The following is a 24,785-nucleotide window of genomic DNA, read 5'->3' on the forward strand; positions in this document are numbered from 1 at the left end:
TGCTTCCGAACATCAGAATGTACGAAAGCCGGCATGACGCCATTATCGGGACCGGCCACGCAGCTCAGGCAGCATAACGGCGAACAGGATGATCGCGAGCACGGCGGTGAGCAGATCGGCCATGGCCTGCGCGGCAATCACACCCGTATAGCCAAACAGGCGCGAGCCGACGAACAACGTGACGGCGAGCATCACACCCTGACGGCTGATGGACAGCACGAACGCGCCGAGCGCCTTGCCTGCCGATTGGAACGTGCAGGTCGTGACCATCACCACCGCCACGCACACCAGACTCAGTAACTGCACGCGCAGCATGCCGGCACCCAGTGTCACAATCGTCTCGTCGGCGATGAAGAAGCGCATCAGCACACGGTCGGCAAGGCTCAGCACCAGGGTCATGCCGAGCGCGAACAGGCACAGGAACGCATATGAGAACCGCATGATCGCGCGCAGGCGCGGCATGTTGCGGGCACCGTAGTTGTAGCCGATGAGCGGCTGCGCGCCGAACGCGAACCCAGCGAAGATGAGCACGGCGATCATGATGATCTTGAGCGCGATGCCCATCGCGGCCACCGTGTCGGTGCCGTAGGGGAGCAGGAACAGGTTGACCATGACGATGCCCACGCTTTGCGTCAGGTTCGTGATGGCGGCTGGGATGCCGATGGCGAGGACCTCGCGGATCTCATGGCCGGCGATGTTGATCGCGGCGCCGATGTGGGAGAGGATGAGCCGCGGATTGATGGACAGATTCTGGCTGCGTGAGACGAGGAACCAGATGTAGTACACGTCGGTGCAGATGTTGGCGATCACGGTCGCGCCGGCCGATCCGGCCGCACCCCAGCCGAACACGTGGATGAACAGCGGGTTGAGCACGATGTTGACCGCCGTGCCGGCGATCGAGCCGATCATGGACTGCACGGCGTGGCCTTCCGTACGCAGCAGGTTGGTCGGCGTCATGGAGACGATGATGAACGGCGAACCGACGATGATCAGCGTGTAGAAGTCGGACGCATGCCGCCATGTGTTGTCGTCCGCGCCAAGCAGTGTGAGCATCTGCGGTCGGAACAATAGGCCGAAAACCACGATGAGCAGGCCCGTGACGATGGCCGCATAGAAGCAGAACACGCTCAGTCGTTTGCCGTCCGCGTATTTGTGTTGCCCGAACAGTCGCGAGATGACGGAGGCGCCGCCGAGACCGAAGATGTCGCCGAGTGCGATCATCACGGTGAATACGGGTGCGGTCAGGGAGACGCCGGCTACCATGTTCGTGTCCCCGGTATGCGCGATGAAGTACGTGTCGACCATGTTGTAAACCAGCGTGACCAACATGCTGAGCACCACCGGCATGGCCAGCGAGAAATACGCCTTCGGGATGGGTGCTTTCTCGAACAGTTCGTTATCCATGCCGCTCCTTGCCGCCTCTCGTTGATGCATGATTGTGGATGTGCGCCTGCGTTGCGTCCATCACGCGAATCACCACGGGCATGCTACCAACCACAGTGCGGACAACAACACGCCGTGCGGCTTGCATCGATGTGCCTTACACCCATCTGCTTCGCCAAAGCAGATAAAGATGGCTGAAGGGTAATCTCATCGAGTCCGCGGTTAATTCCGGTGTACGGAACCGTGCTTGTTGCGAACGTTCTGTTTGGCTGTTTCAGCGGCGCATTCGTTCTTCCGAAGCGCTGCCTTCAGCATATAGTGCAATCGTTAGCATTGATGGTTCCTTGCGGCCGGCTCGGCGGACCCTGCTCGAATGCTAGGCTGCGCCGCAAACGAATTATGTCAACCCCGCACTAGAGTTCACTGGGCTTCGGCAAGTCGCAAACAAGCTTACCGTACATTGGATTGTGGGGAAATAAGCAACGCGAACATCATCGTCGGCCTTGCATATATGCATGAATGAACCACGATGATGGCAAACGTTGTCAATCGCAGGGTGGACACTGTCGTACAGCGACCGGCGATGCACCAGCAAAGGTGCCGCATCGTCAATCACATACGACGGACCGTCTTGCGGCGACCGGATGGGGGAGTCGTGAACAGTCGCAGGAAGGACCGGGTGATCATCTCCGGAATCGGCGTAGTCATCGCCGTACTTACTATCGTCCTCAGCGTATTGGGCATACGGGTCAGCACATCGGTGCTCCCGATATACATGCCCATCGTGCATCTGCCGCAACCGGACGGCACGTTGCGTGCTGCCATGCCGTCGGAACAGGATGCCTGGACGGATGCTTGGGAACGGTATTGGCAAGGCGGCGGCGAGGAGCCGTACCGCGAACTGACGCCGGATGGCTCGTTGGACGGTCTCTTCGGCGATTCCGGCGGTTCGGGCCGCGACGGCGGGACAGGCATATTCACCTACGGCATGATTAGTGAACAAATCTGTCAGACACTCGCCCCGGTGGCCGTGCTGGCGTATACGTGGGACGTGCCCGAACGAGAGCAGAACCTACGCGACTCCTTCGTCGAAGGCGCCGATGGCCTGGACGCGCCCATCGAACAGGTCCGCTTGGATTCGGGTGTCAACATAGGACCGGGGTATGCGTCGCTGATCATCAATGACGCATCGGTGTTCTGCGTGGTCGAAACCAGCGCCGGCATCGACTGGGAACTCTACTATACGGACTACGAGCGCAACGAATATAAGGCCAGCGCCATCATGCGCGGCGACCATGCCGAAAACGGCCATGCCGATGATGGACGATCATTGACCTCTGTGGAATATCACGGATTGTTGCGCCCAGAATGTAGAACGGGCGGTCCGTGCGCGGTTCGCTGTGGCTAGAGTGTCGCATGATCGACCACCAACAAAGGGAGGATCATGTCGGTTTTGGACGAACTGGTGGCGGGCGCGCTGGAGGACCAGCAGACCCGTGAGCGTACCGTGTCGCTGGAGGAAGTGAAGAAGGCCGCGCTGGCGGCCCCGGCTCCCATCGACGCGACGCGATGGCTTAAGCGCGCGGACGGCATCCCCGTGATTGCCGAAATCAAGCGCGCCTCCCCGTCCAAGGGCCACCTGAGCGATATCCCCGACCCGGCCGCATTGGCCCGCGAGTATGAGAAGGGCGGTGCAAGCGCGATTTCCGTGCTCACCGAAGGCCGCCGCTTCCTGGGCTCCCTGGACGATCTGGACAAGGTCCGCGCCGCCGTGCATATCCCGGTGCTGCGCAAGGACTTCATCGTCACCGATTACCAGATCTTCGAGGCGCGCGCCCACAGTGCCGACCTGGTGCTGCTCATCGTGGCCGCGCTGGACGACGACCGGCTCAAGCACCTGCTTGACCTCGCGCACGAACTCGGTATGACCGTACTCGTGGAGACCCACACCCGCGAGGAGATCGAACGCGCCCGCAAGGCCGGAGCCCGCGTGATCGGCATCAACGCGCGCAACCTGAAGAACCTGCGTGTGGACGTCAACAAATACAACGAACTGGCCGCGGATCTGCCCGAGGATGTCATCAAGGTGGCGGAATCCGGCGTATTCGGCGCGGTCGAGGTGGAGGATTACGCCCGTGCGGGCGCGGACGCGGTCCTGGTCGGCGAAGGCGTGGCCACCGCCGACGATCATGAACTTGCAGTGGAACGACTAGTAAAGGCAGGAGCACAAGTGAAAGCATCCGAATCCACCCCGCTGAGTGAACATCAGGGACCGTACTGGGGCCAGTTCGGCGGCCGCTACGTGCCCGAGGCACTGATCACCGCGCTGGACGAGCTGGAGCGCGTCTACAACGAGGCCAAGGCCGACCCCGAATTCCACAAGGAGTTCATGACCCTGCAGCAGCGTTACGTGGGCCGTCCGAGCCCGCTGACCGAGGCGCCGCGCTTCGCCCAGCTCGTCAAGGACAAGACCGGCCTTGACGCCCGTATCTTCCTCAAGCGCGAGGACCTCAACCACACCGGCGCCCACAAGATCAACAACGCGCTCGGCCAGGCCCTGCTCGTCAAGCGCATGGGCAAGACCCGAGTGATCGCCGAGACCGGCGCCGGCCAGCACGGCGTGGCCACCGCCACCGTGTGCGCCATGCTCGGCCTCAAGTGCCGCATCTACATGGGCCAGATCGACGCCCGCCGCCAGGCCCTCAACGTGGCCCGCATGCGCATGCTCGGCGCCGAGGTGGTCGAGGTCACCCTCGGCGACAAGATCCTCAAGGACGCCATCAACGAGGCGCTGCGCGACTGGGTGACCAACGTCAAGGACACCCACTACCTGCTCGGCACGGTGGCCGGCCCGCACCCGTTCCCCGCCATGGTCCGCGACTTCCAGAAGATCATCGGCGAGGAAGCCAAGGAACAGCTCCAGGACTGGTACGGCATCGACCATCCGGACGCGGTGTGCGCGTGCGTGGGTGGCGGCTCCAACGCCATCGGCGTGATGAATGCCTTCCTTGATGACGACCGCGTGAACCTCTATGGTTACGAGGCCGGCGGCAACGGCCCCGAATCCGGCAAGCACGCCATCCGCTTCGCCCCCGGCACCGGCCAGCTCGGCATGTTCCAGGGCGCCAAGAGCTACCTGCTGGAGACCGACGAAGGCCAGACGCTCGACACCTACTCCATCTCCGCCGGCCTCGACTACGCCTCCGTGGGCCCCGAACACGCATGGCTCAAGGACATCGGCCGTGTGAACTACTCCTGGGCCACCGACGAAGAGGCCATGAACGCCTTCCGCGACCTGAGCCAGACCGAGGGCATCATCCCCGCCATCGAAAGCTCGCACGCCGTGGCCGGCGCCTACAAGGCCGCCGCCGACCTCAAGGCCAAGGGTTACGACAAGGCCGTGATGATCATCAACATCTCCGGCCGAGGAGACAAGGACATGGCCACCGCCGGCAAGTGGTTCGGCTACCTCACCGACGATCAGGCCAAGGCGCTTGACGTGACCGGAGCCCACGGCAACACCGTGGCGTGACCTCACCGCAATAAAAACCACAGGTGGAACCTCCCCTCAGTCAGCTTCGCTGCCAGCTCCCCTCAAAGAGGGGAGCCAGGGGACAAAAGGAGATTTTGATATGACCAACACTGCAACCATGCCCTCCGGCCAGCCGCTGGGCATCAGCCACAAGCCCAGCCAGACCGAGGCGATGTTCGCCAAGTTCAAGGCCCAGAACAAGCCGGCCTTCATCGGCTACCTGCCCTACGGCTTCCCGAATCCGGAAGTCTCTCTCGACGCCTTCCGTACCATGGTCGAGCACGGCGTCGATGCTGTCGAAATCGGTTTGCCGTATTCCGATCCGGTCATGGACGGCCCGGTGATCCAGGCCGCCTCGTCCATCGCCCTCAAGAACGGCGAGACCATCAAGCGCGTGTTCGAGGCCGTCGAGACCGTGGCCAACGCCGGCGGCGTGCCGCTGGTCATGAGCTACTGGAACCTCATCTACCATTACGGCGTCGAACGCTTCGCCACCGATTTCGAGAACGCCGGCGGCGCGGGCCTCATCACCCCGGACCTCATTCCTGACGAGGCCGGCGAATGGATCGAGGCCTCCGACCGTCACGGCCTGGACCGCATCTTCCTGGTCTCCCCGGATTCCGCCGACGAACGCCTCGAGACCGTGGCCCGCAACGCCCGCGGCTTCGTCTACGCCGCCGCCCGCATGGGCGTGACCGGCGAGCGTTCGACCATCGACGCCTCCCCGGAAGTGCTCGTGGAACGCACCCGCAAGGCCGGCGCCAAGAACGTATGCGTCGGCATCGGCGTGTCCACCGCGGAGCAGGGCGCCAAGGTCGGCTCCTACGCGGACGGCGTGATCGTGGGTTCCGCCCTCGTGCACACCCTGCTCGCGGACGACAACAAGACCGCCCGTGACGCGGCCGAAGGCCTGAAGCTGCTGGCCGCCAAGAGCGAGGAACTCGCCGAAGGCATCCACAACGCCCGCTGACGGGTCAAGGCCCGGTGCGCCTGCTCCCATTCCGCGCGCGACACGGTAGGGTAGTGGGCGTACCACAACGAGCATGACCACCAGCAGACACGAGGCATTATGAATCTGGCTTATATCCCCTCACCGACCTTCTCCAAATTCCAGGTCGGCCCGTTCACCATCCACATGTACGCCATCTGCATCCTGATCGGCATCTGCGTGGCCGTGTGGATTCTCACCACACGGTGGAAGCGGTACGGGGGCAATTTCGACCAGATCCTCGACACCACGCTGGTCACCGTGCCATGCGCGTTGGTAGGCGCGCGACTCTACCACTGCATCACCACGCCGAGCGCCTACTTCCCGCCCACCGGCGAGCTGGTGAACATCCTCAAGGTGTGGGAGGGCGGCATGGCCATCTTCGGAGGCATCTCCGTGGGTGCGCTCACCGCCTTCCTGTGGTGCCGCCACCGCCGCTACCCGTTCGGCATCTTCGCCGACTCCATCGCCCCCGCGTTGCTGGTCGCCCAAGCCATCGGCCGTCTCGGCAACTGGTTCAACCAGGAGCTCTACGGCTGGCCCACCAACCTGCCTTGGGGCTTGAAGCTCAACGATGCGGACGCCATCGGCAAATCCGAGATCTGCTACAACGGCTCCCAGTGCCCGGATTACACCACCGCCCTGTTCCACCCCACCTTCCTGTACGAGATGATCTGGAACCTCATCGGCGCCGCGCTGATCGTCGTCCTCGGCCGCAAGCTCGCCGACCGTCTCAAGGCCGGCCAGCAGTTCGCCATGTACATGATGTGGTACGGACTGGGCCGCACCTGGATTGAGAACGTGCGCATCAACTACTCCACGGTGATCCTGGGACTGAGAACCAACGTGTGGACCGCCATCGTCGTGTTCGTGCTCGGCTGCATCCTCTTCGTGGTGCTCTACCAGTACGGGCCGGACGTGGACGCCCAGGCACGCAGGCTGCAGGAGGTCACCGCGGAGGAGCTCGAACGCCAAAGCGTCGAGGAAGAAAAGAACAAGCAAAAGAAGCGTTAACGGCGACTCGCAACGCGGGCACCAACCCGGTGCAAGTCCGATTTGAAAGATAAGGTAAGGAATTATGAGCAACATTGCAATCGCCCCCAGCATCCTGTCCGCCGACTTCTGCAACCTTGAGCGCGATCTCAAGGCCATCTCCAACGCCGATCTGGTCCACGTCGATGTGATGGACCATCATTTCGTGCCGAACCTCACCCTCGGCGAGCCGATCGTGGGCCGTATCTGCCAGGTCACCGACCTGCCCGTGGACGTCCACCTCATGATCGAGGATCCGGACCGTTGGGCCCCCGAATACGCCAAGCTCGGCGCCGCCTCCGTCTCCTTCCACATGGGCGCCACCCACGCCCCGGTGCGCCTTGCCCGCCAGCTACGCGACATGGGCTGCAAGGCCTGCTTCGCCGTGCGCCCGGCCGAGCCGGTCGAGCCGATCTTCGACATCCTCGACGAGTTCGACATGATTCTCGTCATGACCGTCGAGCCCGGCTTCGGCGGCCAGAAGTTCCTCGACAACCAGATGGCCAAGGTCCGTCGCCTGCGCGACGAGATCACCCGCCGCGGCCTCAAGACCCGCATCCAGGTCGATGGCGGCGTGAGCCCCAAGACCGCGCACATCGTGGCCGAGGCCGGCGCCGACGTGCTCGTGGCCGGCTCCGCCGTCTACGGTGCCAAGAGCCCGGCCCAGGCCATCGACGACATCCGCGCCAAGGCCGAGGCCGCATACAAGGACTGAGCCACTTCGCCGGCGTGGGATCGTCATTCGCACCGCGCCCGAACGCAGTCCGCGATGCCTTCGCCGGCGAGCAAACCACACACAACCCAAGGAAACACGAAAACATGAAGACGTTTGAATCCCTGTTCGCCGAACTGAGCGAGAAGGCCCAGACCCGTCCCGAAGGCTCCCTGACCGTCGACGAGCTGGACAAGGGCACCCACTTCATCGGCAAGAAGATCGTCGAGGAAGCCTCCGAGACCTGGATGGCCGCCGAATACGAGGGTGCCGACCGCACCGCCGAGGAGATGAGCCAGCTCATCTACCACGTGCAGGTCATGATGATCAAGCACGGCCTGACCCTTGAGGACGTCTACAAGCACCTGTGAGTGCGCCCGGCGGGGTGAGGCCCGACAACAGGACCGACGCGGTCCGACCTCACCCCGCCATCATCATCACATCAACCAATTTCGCGCCGAACCAGACTCCCGCCAGGGGAGAGGAGCACTCATGCTGAGAATCGCCGTACCGAACAAGGGCATGCTTTCCGAGCCCGCATGGAACATGCTGGCCGAAGCCGGTTACCGCCTGCGCACCAACCCGCGCCAGCTCGTCGTCCAGGATCCGGACAACGACATCGAGCTGTTCTACCTGCGTCCGCTGGATATCGCCGTGTACGTGGGCCGCGGCGCCATCGACGTCGGCATCACCGGCGAGGACCTGCTCAAGAACTCCGGCACGGAGGCCATCGAGCATCTGCCGCTGGGCTTCGGCGCCTCCACCTTCCGCTTCGCCGCACCGAACGAATCCCCGATCTCCAAGCTCGAGGACATCCAGGGCAAGCGCGTGGCCACCACGTTCGACAAGCTCGTCCACGACTACCTCGTGGAGCACGGCGTCGAGGCCGAGACCATCCACCTGGACGGCGCGGTCGAATCCTCCGTGCAGCTCGGCGTGGCCGATCTCATCGCCGACGTGGTCTCCACCGGCACCACCCTGCGCAACGCCGGCCTGCGCGTGTTCGGCGAACCGCTCATGCACTCCGAAGCCTGCCTGATCCGTTCGCCGCGCCTGACCGACGACGACCCGCGTCTCGCCGTGCTTTCCCGCCGTCTCCAGGGCGTGCTCACCGCTCACCAGTACGTGCTCATGGATTACGACATCCCGGTGAGCAAGGTGGCCGCCGCAGTGGCCGTGACCCCCGGTTTCGAAAGCCCCACCATCTCCCCGCTGCACGACAAGCAGTGGAACGCCGTGCGCGTGATGGTGCCCAAGGCCACCGTGAACCAGCTGATGGATGATTTGTATGAAGTCGGCGCGCGAGGCATCATCGTTACCGCCCTGCAGGCTTCGCGCATGTAGGCTATTAGGCAGTATGACCAACCAGAAAGCCAACACCAGATACAGCCCGGAGGCACGGGACATCTATTTCACCGTGCCGAATCTCATCAGTGCGCTGCGCATCATCTCCATCCCGTTCATCACCGTTCTGGTGTCACGGCACGAGATGATCGCCGCACTGGTGCTGATCGCCATCTCCTCGGCATCTGATGGGCTGGACGGCATCATCGCACGCAAGTTCAACCAGGTCAGCAAGATCGGACAGATCCTCGACCCCATCGCCGATCGTCTGCTGATCTTCTGCTCGATCCTGGCCCTCGGCATCGCCGGCATCATCCCATGGTGGATGCTGATCATCGTGGGACTACGCGACCTGTGGATGGCCATTCAGGTGCTTTGGCTCGCCCAGTACGATTACGGCCCGCTGCCCGTGCATTTCGTGGGCAAGGCCGGCACCGCATTGCTCATGATCTCCATCGTGGGTCTGATCTTCGCGGATCTGGGCACGTCCACCTTCTTCCACCTGCTCTACCTCGCCGCGCTGGCGGCTGGTATCTGGGGTCTGGCCATGTATTGGCTCGCCGGATACATCTACACCAGGCAGGGCGTCTCGTTGCTGCGCAAGGAGCTGGGGGAGCGGCATGCCTCTTGATTCCACGGCCCCGGTCTCGTTCCCCGTATCCAAGGAGAACGAGCCGGTGCGCCGTCGCTCGGTGTTCTCCGCCTCCGTGCGCGGGGTGGAATCACACCATGCGCTTTCCCCGGATGACGCCGCGGCCATCCGCACCCGTCGACGCCGCAAGACCAACGACGACTCCCTGCGCCTCATCGACGACCTCGTCAACCGTCCCATGGATCCGATGTTCCATGACGCCCGGCTTGTCCATGAGCACCGCTCCACGTTCTCCATCTGGGTGAACCGCATCGTCGTGTTCCTCATCTGCGTGGCCGTGGGATTCGCCGGCAGCCTGTTCGTCCAGCAGCTCCAATCCGACCCTCGCAAACAAGTGCGGCAGACGCTCAGCAGCCAGCTGGAGGATCGCAACACGCAGATCGACGAACTCACCCAGCAGGTCAACGATCTGCGCAGTAAGGTAGATGCCCAATCCAAGAAGATCTCCGGATCGGTCAAAAGCGACACCCTCCTGCAGGACGAGATGCTCAACGGCACCGTGGCGGTCGAAGGCGAAGGCATCACGATGACCCTAGCCGACCCCATCGCCGCCAGCCAGTCGGACCAAACCTCCTCGTCCAGGGTCGGCACCTCCACCTCCATCCGCGTGGTCACCGATCTCGACCTGCAGCAGCTCGTGTCCCTGATGTTCCAGAACGGCGCGGAAGCCATCGCCATCAACGGCAACCGGCTCGGCGCACAGACCTCGATCCGCAAGGCCGGCGGACACATCCTCATCGGCATGTCCGCAATCCAAAGCCCGTATACCATCGAGGCCATCGGCGACAAAAACGCGCTGGCCGAGGCCATGGGGGAACGAAAACTCGCAAGCCTTTACGAATCCTTCAAAGAAGCAGGCATTTACCCGCAGGTGAGCAAATCCAATTCGATTACACTTGAGGCAGCGGTGGCTGGAGAGGTCCAGTACGCGGAAAGGAACGAGTAATGGCAGCCGTTCTCGGACTGATCATCGGCGTGGTCGTCGGCGTGTTTGTGAAGCCGGACATCCCGGTCATCGTCCAGCCGTATCTGCCGATCATGGTGGTCGCCGCGCTTGACGCCCTGCTCGGCGCCGCCCGCGCCTACTTCGAACGCAGCTTCTCCGACCGCGTCTTCGTGATCTCCTTCTTCGCCAACGTGATCACCGCCACGCTACTCGTGTTCCTCGGCAACCAGCTCGGCGTGGGTTCCCAGCTGCAGACCGCCGTCATCGTGGTCCTTGGCATCCGCATCTTCTCGAACGTGTCCGCCATCAGGCGCTTCATCTTCCGCAGCTGATGAGGGGAGCCCAGAGGTATGGCCAGACGCGCGAAATCGAACAACATGCTGGAGAAGATGCGGGATCAGCATGCCCAGGACACCGTCAACGACCGGATGGAAACCGGTTCGTTTCCCACCGTCCGCAAGAAGCCGCGTCGCAACACGAACCGCGGGGGACTGCGCTCCCGGCTGCTGTCCTCCGTACTCGTCACCCTCATGTGCGCGCTGCTGGGCTTCGCCTACATGACCCAGATCAACAACAGCAAATCCACGTATGAGACGCTGGACGAAAGCGAGCTTGTCCGCCTGCTCAACGAGTCGAACACGCAGATCACCAACCTCGAACAGCGCAAAAGCCAGCTCACCGAACAGCTCAACTCACTGAAATCCGCGGCCAACGAACAGGATCAGGCCCGCAAGATCGCCAAGCAGAACGAGGAGACCAGCGGCCTGATCTCTGGTCGTCTGCCGGCCAAGGGTCCCGGCATCACCGTGCGCGTAAGCCGCGGCTCCACCAAGGTGGACGCCTCCATCATGTTCACCCTCATCGAGGAGCTGCGCAACGCCGGCGCCGAGGTCATCGCCATCAACGACGTGCGCGTCGTGGCATCCACGTACATCCAGGACGCCGACGAAGGCCTCATCGCGGACGGCACCGCCATCTCGCCCACCTACGTGGTCAAGGCCATCGGCAACCCGCAGGAACTGTCCAACGCCGTGGACATCGCGGGGGGCGTCGGCGCCCAGTTGCAGGTCAAATACGGCGCCACCGTGGACGTGCGCTCCTCGGACAACATCGTCATCGATGAGATACACGAGGCTACGCAAAGCAATTATGCGAAAACCGTAGAGTAGGGAGTAAACTGAAATATTATGACTGATCCGATTCCTAGCGCAGGCGAAACCACCATCATCGGTCTGCCCGCCATTAACGTACTGCCCATCACCTCCACCGGCGACCGTCCGCTTACCCAGGACGATCTGGACACCATCACCCGCCTGTCCGACGGCACGGCGCTGCTGATCTCCACCCGAGGCGCGGTATCCGGCTCCCGTTATCTGCTGGACGAGGATGAAATCACCGTGGGCCGTGACCCGCGCGCGGACATCCTGCTGGACGACTCCACCGTGTCCCGCCAGCACGCCGTGTTCCGCCGCGTCAACGGCCAGTTCTCCGTCATCGACGCCGGCAGCCTCAACGGCACGTACGTGAACCGCCAGCGCGTCGATCAGGCCGTCCTGAAGAACGGCGACGAGATCATGATCGGCAAGTTCCGCCTCATGTTCTTCACCAAGTCGGCCGTCATCTCGCAGTAGCAGCCGACTCGTTTCCTGTGCCCGCCGCGACGTTGGTCCGGCAGGCACAGGGGGTACGTCCATCGTCGGCCGCGATGCGACGGAAACGCCATGATGCCGCACCCGATGGCCGTGCCCAATGAAGGGGGAGTGCGATGGAACAGACCGAGCTGCACCTCCATGTTCCGCTCCGCGAACAGACGAATCTGAACGCGCCCGCGATTCAGGGGGAACTGTTCTCCAGCGGCGACTCCGAGGAGCCCAAACGCGGATACCGTGGCACCGTGGCATCCAAAGTGGCCGGCATCACCTATCGGCAACTCGACTACTGGGCACGTAAGCAGATAGTCGAGCCCTCGATCACCCCCTCGCATGGCTCCGGTTCGCGCCGACTGTACTCCTTCAAGGACGTGGTGATTCTCGCCGTCTCCAAGAGGCTGCTGGACGCCGGTGTGAACCTGCAGAACGTCACCGCGGCCATCGGTTTTCTTACCCAGCGCAGCACCGACCAGCTGGCCAACGTGACCATCATGTGCGACGGCCAGGAGGTGCACGAATGCACCACCAGCGAGCAGATGCTCGAACTGCTGCAAAGCGGTAAGGCCGTGTTCGCCGTGTCGGTCGGTTCGCTCTGGCACCAGATCGAGGCCGCGCTCGAGCACGAGGATTACGTGGATCTGACCGCCAATCCGGCCATCATAACCACGGCGCGTCCCATCGACGAGCTCACGGCCATGCGCATGCGCAAGAAGCTCGAGGCACAGCGTCGACAGCGCGAGCAGGCCATGCAATGATTGTGGTTCTGCTAACCAAGATTTGTGGCATATATCCCTATTCGTGGCTCCTCTTGTCAGGGGAGCTGGCGGCAAAGCCGTCTGCGGGGTAGTCCGGTGGATTCACGTCAGCCTTGATAACAGGGCCACAATCATGTTGGTCGCAGCCTGTCGTTCCAATGCCTATCAGCAAGATTGACAACGTTTGCAATATAGGGGAGTAGCGTACCATAGCGTTACCCATGCATCACTCGATTCCGGAGGTTTCCGAACCATGACGCTATTCATCGAACTGCTGCCCGCGGCCTTGTGGATCATCGCCGTGGTCATGGCGGCGAACATCATCGGGCTCACGGTGCTGCGCGGCCAGGTGTTCACGCCGCGGTCCAGGCGCGGTGCCGTCAATCCGGTGAGCTGGACCGTGGTCATGGCGCATGTGGCGTCGTTCATCATGGCGATCGTGCCGTTTCCCGTATACGCGCTGACCGCCGACGCCATGGACGTGGACGTGCGTGCGTTCTATGAACAGAACGCGCTGGCCGGTGCAATCATCGTCATCGTGCTGGTGATGGCTGAAATCGCCGTGATGTACATGCAGGCGCGTCATGCGATGGAAACCGAAATGGACCGACGCATCGGCAGCGCAGCCGGACGCGACAGGAACGGCGGCAAGTGAAAACGACGTTTCGTGGAAACGGTTTTCGTGCGCCTATCCGTGTGTCTATGACAGGCGGGAACAACCGTAAGTATAAATAACAGGTTTCCAGTGATGATCGATGATTCGCGGAAATGACCGGGGTCTTGGAATTATTTGGTTTCAGACCCTTACAGTAACAAGATATTCCAAATATCCGATAACGACGGAAAAGGTGGGAACCCTTGGAATCGTTTGGTTCCAAGGGCTCCCACCCCATGCCGTTGCACATCATCCGATAATGTACGTTGTCGTCCGATAACGTACGTTATGTCAGATTGGCAATTCCGATAGTTCCCCGCCGCTCTCCGGACTACACCATTCCCAACTTTTAATCATAAGAAAACCGCTCCCCTCAGCCAATCTCACGGTGACACGCATCAACCGTTCGTCAGCCAAAGGAAGCGGCATCAAATCAACATGATCAGTGCGATGCGAAATACCGGTTGACCGCGTCCTCAAGCTGGTCGGTGGTTTCGATGATCTCGTAGACGCCGTGTTCCTCCATCTCGCCGGCCGGAGCGTAACCCCAGCGGCAGCCGATGGTGTCCAGGCCACAGGCACGGGCGCCATCGATGTCCGTGTAACGGTCGCCGATCATCACGGCCTTATCGCCGGCCTCGGTGTCGAAGCCGATCTTGTCGAAGCAGTACCGGATCACCTGGTCCTTGTCGAGGCGGGTGTTGTCCTTGGATGCGCCGTAGATGCCGTCCAGCAGTTCGGTCAGGTGGAAGTGCTCGCAGATCGGCACGCACTGGTATTCCGGCTTGCAGCTGGCCAGCGCCAGGTAGTAGCCGTCCTCGCGCAGCTTCGTGAGCTGCTCGCGGATACCGGGGAACACGACGTTCACCAGGCGGCCGGGCACCTTGTTGCCGGGCTCGTTCGGGTCGTCGAACACGGCCTTGTCCGCGTAGTAGCTGCGGTAGATGTCCACGGCGCGATCCAGCTCGTCCTCCGGCACATGGTTGCGCTGCAGGGATTCGATGATGGCCGGGCCGATGAAGCGGTGCAGCTCGACGTCGTCCGGCACCGGACGGCCCAGGGCCTCGAAGGTCTTGACGACGGACGCGATGATGCCGCCGTCGGACTTGGTCAGTGTGCCGTCAAGGTCCAGCAGGACCACTTTCCTCGGGTGCTGTGCCATGTGAGGTCTACTCCCCTGTCGTTGTTCTTGAAAAACCGTGCATATCGTGTGTTTCAGGTCACACTCGCTACGTACCAGCAATGATTATGCCCAGTCGGTTTGACTGGGTATCAAGTTCACGTGTTGTTCATGTGGTTGCGCGGACCGGCAACACCGGAATCGCTCGCGGCCATTCGCAGCCTATCACTCGTAGTCGGGGATCCAACCGTCACGGTGCATCTGCAGGCGCTTTTCGAGCAGCGTGGCGAGTTCCTCCTCACTGCGGCGTTCAAGCAGCATGTCCCAGTGGGTGCGGGTGGGCTTGGCGATCTCGTCGCCTTCGCGATCCTCGTCGCCCTCACGATGCGCCACGGCACCGCAACGGCACTCCCATTCGTCCGGCACTTCGGCGCCTTCGGCGAACGGCAGGATGGTGCGGTGGCCCTTCGGGCACACGTACGCCACATCGTTCCTGGCGGCGAAGTCCACGTTGTCGTCGGACTCCAGCGACTTCGCACCGATGCTCATGCCCCTCAAGCTACGTTCTGCCATATCGGCATCCTCCTTGAATAATTCGTAACCGTACTAATTTACGCAACAGTTCGGACTTGGATTCTATTCCGGCGGATTGCCTCGGACCGTTGCTGATTCGCCGCCGTACGTCCCTGTCAGTCCACTCAGTCCACGCCCGAGTACGCCACCACACCGCGATTGACGCGGTCCGCGGCCTCACGGGCGGTATCGGCCAGGGCTTCTCCCTCGTCGAACGGCAACGGTCCCGCCACGGCGATCTGTTGAAGCACGTCCGCCAACCGCTTGGCCGTACGCACGAAGTCGCCGCCGGTCATGTCCGTACCGTACAGGCATGCGGCGAGTGAGGCACCGTCCGCCCACTCGTACATGATGTCCACGATGCCGAAGTCCGGCTGGGCGAGTTCGGCGAGTTCATGGTCCTCGCACAGCGCATCGATGTGCGCGCAGACGCCCTTGAGCTTGGAGGATGCGATGGCGATTCGTCCGGAGACGCCGCCGGGGTAGTGACGAGGCTCGCCCTCTCCCCCACGCCTGGCCTCGTATACCAGCGCGGACAGCACCGCGGCCAGACCGTTGGCGTCAAGCTTGCTGAATGTGCCGGACAGCAGGGCCTCGCACAGCTCCAGATCATGCTCGCTGTAGATGCGGCGCAACAGCCGGCCCTTGTCCGTCAGTGTCATGTCGATGCGTCCGTCCGGGGTCTCGCGACGTTCCAGATAGCCGAGTTCGGTCAGGATGTCGCAGATGCGGTCGAACTGGCGGGCCACGGAACCGGTGCGGGAATCGTACCGGTTGGTCACACGCTCCAGTTCCCGCGTCTCACGGGCCCAGCGATGTCCCCATTTGAGGTGTTGCTGCAGATCCGGGCAGTTGCGGCAGGGATGCTGTCGCTCTGCCTTGCGCAGTTCCTGGATGCGCGCCTCAAGATCACGGAACGCCTTGCTGCGATCCTGGTCGGTGAGGAAGACCTCGTGCTTGAGCTTGCGTCGGCCGTCCTTTTCCAGGGAGCTCAGTTCCATGCGCAGCGTCATGAATTCCTTGAAATCGCCGTGGTTGCACTGGAACGCCTGTTCGTAGCCGGCCAGCGCGGTCTTGAGCGTGGTCATCTGCGATTCGAGCTGCCAGGCGGATTCGTTGGCCTCCCATTGGGCGAACGACTGGTCGAGCGTCACACGGGCGGTCTCGTAATCGCTGGAATTGAGCAGGTTGACGGCCATGTTGAACGTGGGCCGGAAGCTCGAATGCAGCGGGTAGACGCGCTTGGAGGACAGTGCGGCGGCCGTGGCCGGCACGAAGCCGTGATGGTCCACCACGATGGCATGGCCGATGGTGTCGATGCCGCGACGTCCCGCACGTCCCGTCAGCTGGGTGAACTCGCCGGGCGTCAGACCCACATGGCCGGTGCCGTCAAACTTCTCAAGTTTCTCGACCACCACGCAGCGGGCCGGCATGTTGATGCCGAGGGCCAGCGTTTCGGTGGCGAACACCATCTTGACCAGGCCCTCCTCGAACAGTCGTTCGACGATCTGGCGGAACAGGGCGATCATGCCGGCGTGATGCGAGGCGAAGCCCTCCTCGAGGGCGAAGCGGAACTTGGAGAAGTGCAGGGCCTTGAGGTCCTCCTGGGTGAGCTGGCCGTCCACCATCTCGTCCACGATGCGGCGGATGCGCACGGCCTCTTCATCCGTGGTGAGTTCGAGCCCGGCGTTGATGCACTGTTCCACGGCCTGGTCGCAGCCATTGCGCGAGAAGATGAAGTAGATGCCGGGCAGCATGTCAAGGAAATGCAGCTCGTCCACCACGGCCCACCGGCGGGGCGTATACCGTTCAGGCTTGAGCTGGCCGCCGTGGCGTGATTTGCCGCCCTTGAATCCCTTACGCTTGTCCGGACGCTGCTCGCCGCGCCGGCGTGCGGCCTTGCGGTCCAGCTGGTCGAGCCGGTTGATGAGTTCGGCGTTGAGTTTGACGGTCTGCTCGCCGTTGGCGTCTCTACGGTAGAGGTCCAGCACCTCCGGTTCGGTGTGTTCGTCCGCCTGCACCAGCACATGCTGTTCCAGCGGCACCGGGCGATGTTCGCTGATGACCAGTTTGGTCTCGCCCCTGACCGAGGCGATCCAGTTGGAGAAGTCCTCCACGTTGGACACGGTGGCGGACAGGCCCACGATCTTCACCGACTTGGGCAGGTGGATGATGACCTCCTCCCACACGGGCCCGCGGAACTTGTCGGCGAGATAGTGGACCTCGTCCAGGATCACGTAGCGTAGGGCGGCGAGTGTGGAGGAACGCTCGTAGAGCATGTTGCGCAGCACCTCGGTGGTCATCACCACGATGTCCGCCTCGGAGTTGATGGAGGTGTCGCCGGTCAGGAGGCCCACGCGATCCGGCCCGTACACGTTCACCAGATCATGGTATTTCTGGTTGCTCAGCGCCTTGATGGGGGTCGTGTAGAAGGCCTTGACATTGCGGTCCTGCGCCAGGTAGATGGCGAAATCGGCCACCACGGTCTTGCCGGCGCCGGTGGGGGCCGCGACCAGCACATTGCTGCCGGCCTCCAGGGCCTCGTTGGCCTCGATCTGGAAGTCGTCAAGGTCGAACGGAAGCGTGGCGGCGAACCGTGCGGCCACGGAGGCGCGCTGACGCTTGACCTTCTGGAAGGCGGCGTACCGTTGCGAGGGGCTCAGGTTCCGGGATTGCGAGTCGTCCTTGCTGTGATGGTGACGTGCCATGATGCCTTCCGTATGGGAGTAATTAGTTGTTGAAGCGTTTCCAACGGCTCCAGGCCTGCGTGTGGCGTTCGCGCTTGGCGGCCTTGCGCCTGAGCACCGCCGCATAGGTGTCGGCATAGCGCTCCTGCGCCACGCTCAGCGGCTGGGTGAACAGCGGGGGTTCGGGGGAATCGCCGGCTTCGGCGGGCTCGCCCATGGCGGACATGCGTTCGCCGACCTGCTCGGCCACGCCGGACATGTCCTTGAGCGCACGCAGGCCATGAATGCCGGCGTAGACCAGTCCGGCGACGATCATGCCCAGCATGAACAGGGCCAATACCAGCCATATCCACCAAGGCATGATGTCTCCTTCTGCTAGTTCCGCTACTTATCTTCCATTACGCAGCGTCCCATTCGCCCGCACGTGTGGCAATCGCACACTATCCGATGGACGGAACGCTATTGTCTACCGTAACTGTACCGCGCGGCCTACTGAATGGGCCTACTTGTTGTCCTTGCCGTCGCTGATGCTGAGCTCGCGTTCGGCGCGGGCCACGATCATCGTACGCAGCGTGTCCGGGGCCACGGCCGTGATGTGTCGGGCGTGGGAGATGCAGAACGCCACGAACCAGGAGTCGGAGGACACGGTCAAATGCACCTTCTCCCCCGCCCCGCAATGCTCCACGGTGGCGCCGGGCAGCGTCTTGATGAACGGCAAATCACGCTGGTCGGTGATGAACACCGCCTCGGTGCCGTTGTCGAAGCTCCACTTGCGCAGTTCGGCGACCGGCACGTTCGGCACGTCCAGTTCCTTGGTGGGCTTGACCAGCTCGGCCTTCTCGATGCGGGCCAGACGCAGCACCTGCCACACGCGAGGCTTGCCCGTGGCCTTGTCGATGCTCATGTCCTTGGCGACGTACGACTTCTTGTCCTTGGGGGCGGCGGATCCGACGTCCGTGTAGACGGCCGCGTAGTACACGCCCTCGTCGATGAAGATCTTGAAGGGGGCCACCAGCTTGCGGCGCAGACGGCCGGTGCCGTCCGTGTATTCCATGTCCAGCAGCGAATCGGTGTTGATGGCGCGCTTGACCACGGAGAAGCTGCGCGGCTCAAGTTCGTAGCCGGTCAGGCTCAGCCACGGGGTCTGACCGGGCGTGACGTGCCGGCGCAGGCGCAGGTACAGCGATTCTGCCTGATTGCGTTGCTTGTCCGGCAGCAGCGGCGAATGGGCAAGGTAGCTGACGGAGGCCGTGAGCATGCTCAGGTACTGCGGCGAGATGCCGGCCAGGCGCTCCAGTCCCAGCGAATTGGTGGCGGAGACGATGCCTTCGGCGTCCAGCAGCGGCCAGTCGATGTCGAAGAACTGGCTGCCGGCCATCTCGCCGTCATCGGACACGGTGGTGAGCGTGTTGATGTCCTTGTGAATGATGTTCACGAACTTCTTGAGCTCGTCGTCGTTCTTGGGCTTGCCGATAAAGCGCACCGCAAGCTCGCCCATGGAGAACTCCTCGCCCAGATGGGCGGAGAGGAACAGCATCAGGCGCAGGCGACGATCCACCTCGCTGCCGGTCTGGAACGCGGCACCGCTCTTCTTGTTCTGGGCCTTGATGGATTCCGGATCGCCAGGCTCGCTCACGTCGCGGCTGATGGACGGAGAGACCACGGAGGCGCTCACCGGGCTCGCCGACTCATCCGCCAGCGTGAACTGGCTGGCCGCGTGCAGACGACGGTGGTAGGCGTCCACGGCCTCCTGCGGGCTCACGATGGTGGCGCCGGGATGCTCCAGCACGTACATGGCCAGATCATCGGAGTCGGTGTACGCCACGTTGAGATGTTCGCCGTCCACCTCAACGGTGGCTGCGAAACGACGTGAGTCGATGACCTTGACCAGCGAATCGGGAATCGGTTGGGTGCCGAGACCCGGGGCGATGGAGTCGAGGCCGAGACCGGGAATCGGGGTCTGCGGCACGCGCGGCGTGGTACGCGAGGCGTGCTGGGTGAGCTGCGACTGGTCGGGCTCGGAGGAGATGGACATGGAACGGGCCAGGTAGTTGGCCGCCGCGAGCACGGGCATGTCCTCCGGTTCGAACATGAGACGGATACGCGGTTCGTCGCCCAGCTGCAGGCGGTAGGACGCGAAGTCCTGGCCCTCGGACTTGGACGAGTATTCCGGCTGGCGGGACTCGATGGCGATGCCCATGGCGGCGAGCTTGGCACGGTCGCGCTGGAACTGCTTAGCGAACGCGGCCTTGGCGGCCTGATCGGCCAGTTCGCCGTAGGAATCCGCATAGGCCTTCACACGCTGCGCAATCTGGCGCGAAGTAAGCCATTGCGGGAACGCCGAAGACAACACGGCCAGTACATCCAGCTCGTGTTTGCCCCACTTATCGGAAAAACGCCGACGTCCGCTCGTGCCTTCTGCCATTAGTCCTCACGTAAAGTTAATGTTTTGTTTATAAGTGTGCAGCATAACCTGCACTCCCTCTATCTTAGAGGGTTTTTCCGCTGTTCAGCGACATTTCCCGAAAAATAACGCTATTTTGTTGTTTTCCGTGTCCCGGCCGTGTCTTTTACCACCGTTCGCGCCGGTTTGAAGTGAGATCCAGCCGTTGCGACGAATATGCGCTCCTCATGCCTGTCGGGTGGTTATCGTCCGTCCAAGGGAGTGCATCCACCCCGGCAGGCATGGGATTTCACATGGGTTCACACCCAGTCATCCGGTTCGATGCCGAGCGGTCCGACGTATTCGCCGTTCGGCACGTAGCTGGGCTTGCCCTGATCCTCCAGCATCACGTCGGCATAGAACGAGACGTCGCGGCCGAACGTCCAATCGCCGTTGATGGTCACGGAATTGGCGGCGGCCAACGAGGGCACGTCGTACGGGAATCGCTCGTCGAAGTCGTGGATGTACTTGTAGTAGCGCTGGTCGAGCTCGACGTTCGGGAAGATGTAGTTGCCGTCCTCCATCTCATAGGTATCCGTGAGGTGGAAACGGTCCGACCGCATGATGAACAGGTCGTTGGTGGTCTTCACCGGCAGGAATCGCATACGGTCCACCTGCACGCAGATGGAGCCGTTGAACAGCCCGATGGCGGCGCCCATGGCGGTCTCGAGCTGGATCACCGGTTCAGTATCCGGATTGGTGGGATCCACCGTCTTCTTGTTGCGGATCACCGGCAGCGGCAGCACGCCGTTGCATTCGGCGAGCTTGGCCTTGAGGGCATCGATGCGGATCCAGATGGAGTTGGTGTTGAAGTACGGGTGCTTCTTGATGTCCTCGGCGGCGGATTTGTCGTCGGGATGGACCTGGCTCATCTCTCGCAGCATGAGTCGGCCGGTCACTTTGTCGCGCACGATGTGGCCACCCTTGCGGTCGGCCTTGGTGCGGATGGCCACCTCGGCCATGAACGGGGCGCCGGTATTCTCGAAATGCTGCGCCAGCGTGCGAGAGGGACGCGCGCCGAGGTTGTCCGAATTGGAGATGAACAGATACTTGAAGCCACGCTCCTCCAGCACATCCAGCAGGCCGGACTCCCAGATGGTGGAGAACAGGTCACCGTGGCCCGGCGGGCACCATTCCAGATCGGGGTTCTCCGGGAAGCTGACCGGCTCGCCGGTGGCGGCGGAGAGCTTGGGCTCCTGGTGCTGGATGATTTCCATGGGCACTTCGCTCTGCTTGAACTTGCGATGGTGCTTGAGCACCTTCATGGTATCCGCGGAGGTGTGGAACGAGTTCATGAAGGTCAGTGGCAGCTCCACGTCCAGTCGCGTGCGGGCGGTCAGCACCTGGCCGATGATGATGTCGATGAAGCGCATCTGCTTGGCCTTGTGGCGGCGCACCGGCAGCAGCGACTTGGCCTTCTCCAGACCCATGGAGGTGCCGAGGCCGCCGTTGAGCTTGATGAACGCGGTCTTGGCGAAGGCATCCACGGCCTTGTCGTGATTGATGGTCTCGTAGACGTCATGGAAGCTGGGGATATGGCCGAGCGGCTCGATGTCCTCCTCGCGGATCCAACTGGAGGCCTCCTCGCGGCGCCAGACGTCGTAAAGGCGTTCGAACTGGGCGATGGCGGTCTCGCTCATGCCGTGTTCGCGCATCTTGGTGGCGGAGTGCTGGAAGATCTCGTCGTTCTGGTCGGCGATCGCGTCGGCGGGTGCGACGGGAGCGCCTGATGCGTTGGCCATTGGCGGGACGGCCGCGCCGCCGGTTGCGCCGGCGACGTTGGTGCTGGTGGTGTTCGTGTTGTTGGCGATGTTGGTGCGATCGGCGATACCGCTCGGCTGGGCGTCATCGTTCAGTTCGGTCAATGTTGGTCCCTTTCGTACTGCGATAGCACCTCAGTCTAGCGCCAGAACCCTGAGAGGGCACATGACGTTGGCTGGGCGCGTGTTCGACGATCAGGGGCGCACCATCAGATAGTTGGTGAACGATACGTCTCCAATCGCTGGATGCCGGATTCCTTCGACATGGAATCCGTGATGTTCGAAGAAAAGCCTTGCGGTGATGCTCGCGTGCACGCTCAGCCCCGATATGCCATGCGCCGCGGCATGCCGTTCGGCTTCGGCAAGCAGCGTCGAGGCCACGCCTTGCCTCGTGTGGGATGGGTCCACGAAGAGCATGTCGATGTATCCGGTCTCATCGAGGTCGATGAACCCTGCGATTGCGGTGCCCGCACCGGTCCCGTCCGGCCTATCCGTGCCGGTCTCAGCTACGGCCACCCATGTGTTCACGGCCAAGCGGCGCCGGTCCCATTGCCGGACGGTTCCCGTATGCCCGGCCCATGCCTGAATCTGCCTCTCGTCGTAATCGCGGGAGGCCAGTCCGATAACCGACCGGCGGAACAGTTCAAGGGTCTGCGAGGCATCATCGGAACGGTACTCTCGAATGAGGAAACACATGATGGCCACTGTACGACAGGACGATGGACCGTGCTTTCCTTACCATCGGTGCTTACCAGTTGCGTAAACCGCGCACCCGAGTTCGTTCTAGAGCGGATCGTCCGGAACGACGGTCGCGTCAGAGGACCACGGAAAGCAGCAGAAGCACGAGGGCAGCGGCCGGGAATACGAATTGCTTGGCCGCCGCACCACGCTTGTCCGGGCTGCCGGTGAACAGCACCAGTGCGGCGAGCACCATGGACGCCGTACCGGCGACCATCAGCGTTATACCGACAACATGTTGGCCGGTAAGGACAAGCACCGCACCCGCCAAAGCCATGAGACCGAGGAACAGGTTATAGAAGCCCTGGTTGTAGGCCATCTCCTTGGTCGCCTCGGCCTCCTGGACCGAGGGAATGGAGAAGGCCCGCATCGTCTTCGGATCGGTCCATCGGAACGATTCAAGGACGAAAATCAGAACATGAAGCAGCCCGGCAAGAATCGCGAATACACACGATGCGACAAGCATGCGACGCTTCCTTTCTCTTTGGATTTCGTTGCGGAGCAAACCCATACAAGGTATCAATCCTCCCGTAGGAAACCGCTAAGCCAGTTGTTCCGGCATGTGTCCAGTCGTGGCTGAAGTGATTTCGACGGAAAACGAAAAAGCCCGGAATCATTAAGATTCCGAGCTTTCTGGTCGGACCAGCGGGATTTGAACCCGCGACCCCTTGACCCCCAGTCAAGTGCGCTACCAAACTGCGCTATGGTCCGATGTCGCAAAAGCAACAGTTGAATAATCTACCACATTAATTAATACATACAAAAAGCCTGCGTGTCGCAGCACCCGAATGGGGATTCAAATCAAACTTTTAGTCGCACTGCACAAGCTCACTGGTGACCATGCATGTGGTGTCGTCGGTCAGTATGCCGTCGATGGCGCGGGCGTCGAAGATCTCGTCGACCCACGCATGGTAATCGGCGTAGTCAGCATCGCCGGGTAGTGGGCTGTGCGAATGCGAGTCCATGTAGACGCGCCAGGAATCGCGTGTGTAGCGAATCGGATTGGGAAACGAACGCACCGCAGGCTTCCGGAAGAAGTCGGCCTTCGTATCGTCGAAATGTTTGATACTGCCGGCAAGACGATCGCCGCATTCGTCGTCCGGGCGCATTGCCGAATCGAAGGACGTGACGTTGTACAGGGAGACCAGCAGGTACCGTCCATCGCGTGCGATGCGGCGGCATTCGACGGGGAATGCCGCCGGTGAGAACCAGTGCAAAGCTTGCGCCACGGTAATCACGTCCACGCAATCCGCAGGCAACGAGGTCGCCTCCGCCGAGCCGTCGCAGACCGTTACGTTCGACAGGTCCCGTACGTTCCCGGCCAATACGCCGCGCATGTCGGTATCCGGCTCCACGGCGTACACCGGCAGTCCAAGACCGGCCAGCGGGACTGTGAACTTGCCGGTACCCGCACCGATGTCCGCAATCGGCACAGCGTTCGAAGACCCGCCGAAGCAATCGCCGATCAGGCCGTCGATATACCGGATCGCCGCAGCCGGATAGCTTGGACGCGCCGCTTCATAGGCCTGAGCCTTGCCATGGAATTTCGTCTGCTCCATGTTGCCCAGTGTAGGACTTGCATACGGCACATAAGCGGCAACCAGTCGGCCAATGTTCGCCGTTCTGTGCATCTACCCACCGGCTATTCCGTGCATATCCGTGTCATGAACGAGTTTCTGTGCATCTGCCCACCACGAAACCGACGAAACGGAGTCTTCGTGATACGTGTATGCACAGAATTCGAAATCATGGGTATCTCATGGTGGGTATACGCACAGAACAAGGGTTCCGAGCGGCAATAGAGCATGAGAAGGAC

The 24,785-nt window shown here is 62.2% G+C and carries 24 protein-coding genes and 1 tRNA gene; 14 read left to right on the forward strand and 11 right to left on the reverse strand.

Annotation, left to right across the window (positions count from 1 at the left end; genetic code table 11):
* Positions 1–42 precede the first annotated feature (42 nt).
* The gene (locus KIH81_RS05885) at positions 43–1,404 is read right to left on the reverse strand and encodes an MATE family efflux transporter (RefSeq protein WP_214304511.1); all 1,362 of its coding nucleotides are present in this window, start codon (positions 1,402–1,404) and stop codon (positions 43–45) included.
* Positions 1,405–1,912: 508 nt separating this feature from the next.
* On the opposite strand from KIH81_RS05885, the gene KIH81_RS05890 reads away from it, so the two are divergent.
* The 14 genes from KIH81_RS05890 to KIH81_RS05955 all read left to right on the forward strand — a co-directional run bounded on the left by KIH81_RS05890 (position 1,913) and on the right by KIH81_RS05955 (position 13,648).
* Positions 1,913–2,791, forward strand: a complete 879-nt coding sequence (locus KIH81_RS05890) for a hypothetical protein (RefSeq protein ID WP_214304512.1) — start codon at positions 1,913–1,915, stop codon at positions 2,789–2,791.
* A 36-nt stretch (positions 2,792–2,827) separates the two neighbouring features.
* The gene (locus KIH81_RS05895; protein ID WP_214304513.1) at positions 2,828–4,915 is read left to right on the forward strand and encodes a bifunctional indole-3-glycerol phosphate synthase/tryptophan synthase subunit beta; all 2,088 of its coding nucleotides are present in this window, start codon (positions 2,828–2,830) and stop codon (positions 4,913–4,915) included.
* A gap of 100 nt (positions 4,916–5,015) precedes the next feature.
* The gene (trpA, locus tag KIH81_RS05900; protein WP_214304514.1) at positions 5,016–5,885 is read left to right on the forward strand and encodes a tryptophan synthase subunit alpha; all 870 of its coding nucleotides are present in this window, start codon (positions 5,016–5,018) and stop codon (positions 5,883–5,885) included.
* 99 nt (positions 5,886–5,984) lie between these two features.
* Positions 5,985–6,917, forward strand: coding sequence for a prolipoprotein diacylglyceryl transferase (gene lgt, locus KIH81_RS05905; protein WP_214304515.1), 933 nt, complete (start codon positions 5,985–5,987; stop codon positions 6,915–6,917).
* Positions 6,918–6,981: 64 nt separating this feature from the next.
* Positions 6,982–7,650, forward strand: coding sequence for a ribulose-phosphate 3-epimerase (gene rpe / locus KIH81_RS05910; protein WP_214304516.1), 669 nt, complete (start codon positions 6,982–6,984; stop codon positions 7,648–7,650).
* Positions 7,651–7,754: 104 nt separating this feature from the next.
* Complete coding sequence (locus KIH81_RS05915) at positions 7,755–8,018, forward strand: phosphoribosyl-ATP diphosphatase (RefSeq protein ID WP_100495722.1); 264 nt, start codon at positions 7,755–7,757, stop codon at positions 8,016–8,018.
* A 121-nt stretch (positions 8,019–8,139) separates the two neighbouring features.
* Positions 8,140–8,991 (forward strand): ATP phosphoribosyltransferase, encoded by an 852-nt coding sequence (gene hisG, locus KIH81_RS05920; RefSeq protein ID WP_214304517.1) that lies wholly within the window; start codon positions 8,140–8,142, stop codon positions 8,989–8,991.
* 13 nt (positions 8,992–9,004) lie between these two features.
* The gene (locus KIH81_RS05925) at positions 9,005–9,622 is read left to right on the forward strand and encodes a CDP-alcohol phosphatidyltransferase family protein (RefSeq protein WP_109056112.1); all 618 of its coding nucleotides are present in this window, start codon (positions 9,005–9,007) and stop codon (positions 9,620–9,622) included.
* Positions 9,612–10,589, forward strand: coding sequence for a DUF881 domain-containing protein (locus KIH81_RS05930; protein ID WP_214304518.1), 978 nt, complete (start codon positions 9,612–9,614; stop codon positions 10,587–10,589). The genes KIH81_RS05925 and KIH81_RS05930 overlap by 11 nt, the downstream gene beginning before the upstream one ends.
* Entirely contained in the window at positions 10,589–10,921 is a 333-nt protein-coding gene (locus tag KIH81_RS05935) for a small basic family protein (RefSeq protein ID WP_109056110.1), read from the forward strand. Before KIH81_RS05930 ends, KIH81_RS05935 begins: the two co-directional genes overlap by 1 nt.
* An 18-nt stretch (positions 10,922–10,939) precedes the next feature.
* Complete coding sequence (locus KIH81_RS05940; RefSeq protein WP_214304519.1) at positions 10,940–11,758, forward strand: DUF881 domain-containing protein; 819 nt, start codon at positions 10,940–10,942, stop codon at positions 11,756–11,758.
* An 18-nt stretch (positions 11,759–11,776) separates the two neighbouring features.
* Entirely contained in the window at positions 11,777–12,220 is a 444-nt protein-coding gene (locus KIH81_RS05945; RefSeq protein WP_109056108.1) for an FHA domain-containing protein, read from the forward strand.
* Between the two features lie 134 nt (positions 12,221–12,354).
* Complete coding sequence (locus tag KIH81_RS05950) at positions 12,355–12,993, forward strand: MerR family transcriptional regulator (protein WP_214304520.1); 639 nt, start codon at positions 12,355–12,357, stop codon at positions 12,991–12,993.
* Between the two features lie 253 nt (positions 12,994–13,246).
* Entirely contained in the window at positions 13,247–13,648 is a 402-nt protein-coding gene (locus KIH81_RS05955) for a hypothetical protein (protein WP_214304521.1), read from the forward strand.
* 442 nt (positions 13,649–14,090) lie between these two features.
* Here KIH81_RS05955 and KIH81_RS05960 read toward each other — a convergent pair whose 3' ends face one another.
* From KIH81_RS05960 to KIH81_RS06005, 10 genes are all read right to left on the reverse strand, one after another.
* Positions 14,091–14,810 (reverse strand): HAD hydrolase-like protein, encoded by a 720-nt coding sequence (locus tag KIH81_RS05960; protein ID WP_214304522.1) that lies wholly within the window; start codon positions 14,808–14,810, stop codon positions 14,091–14,093.
* 183 nt (positions 14,811–14,993) lie between these two features.
* Positions 14,994–15,341 carry an RNA polymerase-binding protein RbpA gene (locus KIH81_RS05965; protein ID WP_109056104.1) on the reverse strand — a complete coding sequence of 116 codons (348 nt, stop codon included), beginning with the start codon at positions 15,339–15,341 and terminating at the stop codon, positions 14,994–14,996.
* 125 nt (positions 15,342–15,466) lie between these two features.
* The gene (locus KIH81_RS05970; protein WP_214304523.1) at positions 15,467–18,049 is read right to left on the reverse strand and encodes a DEAD/DEAH box helicase; all 2,583 of its coding nucleotides are present in this window, start codon (positions 18,047–18,049) and stop codon (positions 15,467–15,469) included.
* A gap of 22 nt (positions 18,050–18,071) precedes the next feature.
* Positions 18,072–18,389 (reverse strand): hypothetical protein, encoded by a 318-nt coding sequence (locus tag KIH81_RS05975; RefSeq protein ID WP_214304524.1) that lies wholly within the window; start codon positions 18,387–18,389, stop codon positions 18,072–18,074.
* A gap of 141 nt (positions 18,390–18,530) precedes the next feature.
* The gene (locus KIH81_RS05980) at positions 18,531–20,453 is read right to left on the reverse strand and encodes a helix-turn-helix transcriptional regulator (protein WP_109056101.1); all 1,923 of its coding nucleotides are present in this window, start codon (positions 20,451–20,453) and stop codon (positions 18,531–18,533) included.
* A gap of 278 nt (positions 20,454–20,731) precedes the next feature.
* On the reverse strand, positions 20,732–22,126 hold the full coding sequence (locus KIH81_RS05985; RefSeq protein ID WP_420829130.1) for a UTP--glucose-1-phosphate uridylyltransferase: 1,395 nt from the start codon (positions 22,124–22,126) through the stop codon (positions 20,732–20,734).
* Positions 22,127–22,426: 300 nt separating this feature from the next.
* Positions 22,427–22,927 carry a GNAT family N-acetyltransferase gene (locus KIH81_RS05990; protein WP_214304525.1) on the reverse strand — a complete coding sequence of 167 codons (501 nt, stop codon included), beginning with the start codon at positions 22,925–22,927 and terminating at the stop codon, positions 22,427–22,429.
* Between the two features lie 118 nt (positions 22,928–23,045).
* Positions 23,046–23,435: a DUF1304 domain-containing protein gene (locus tag KIH81_RS05995; protein ID WP_214304526.1), complete on the reverse strand. Its 390-nt coding sequence runs from the start codon at positions 23,433–23,435 to the stop codon at positions 23,046–23,048.
* Positions 23,436–23,603: 168 nt separating this feature from the next.
* Positions 23,604–23,680: transfer RNA gene (locus tag KIH81_RS06000), tRNA-Pro, on the reverse strand.
* Positions 23,681–23,778: 98 nt separating this feature from the next.
* On the reverse strand, positions 23,779–24,528 hold the full coding sequence (locus tag KIH81_RS06005) for a class I SAM-dependent methyltransferase (protein WP_214304527.1): 750 nt from the start codon (positions 24,526–24,528) through the stop codon (positions 23,779–23,781).
* Between the last annotated feature and the right edge of the window lie 257 nt (positions 24,529–24,785).

Source organism: Bifidobacterium miconisargentati (assembly GCF_019331675.1).
GTDB lineage: Bacteria > Actinomycetota > Actinomycetes > Actinomycetales > Bifidobacteriaceae > Bifidobacterium > Bifidobacterium miconisargentati.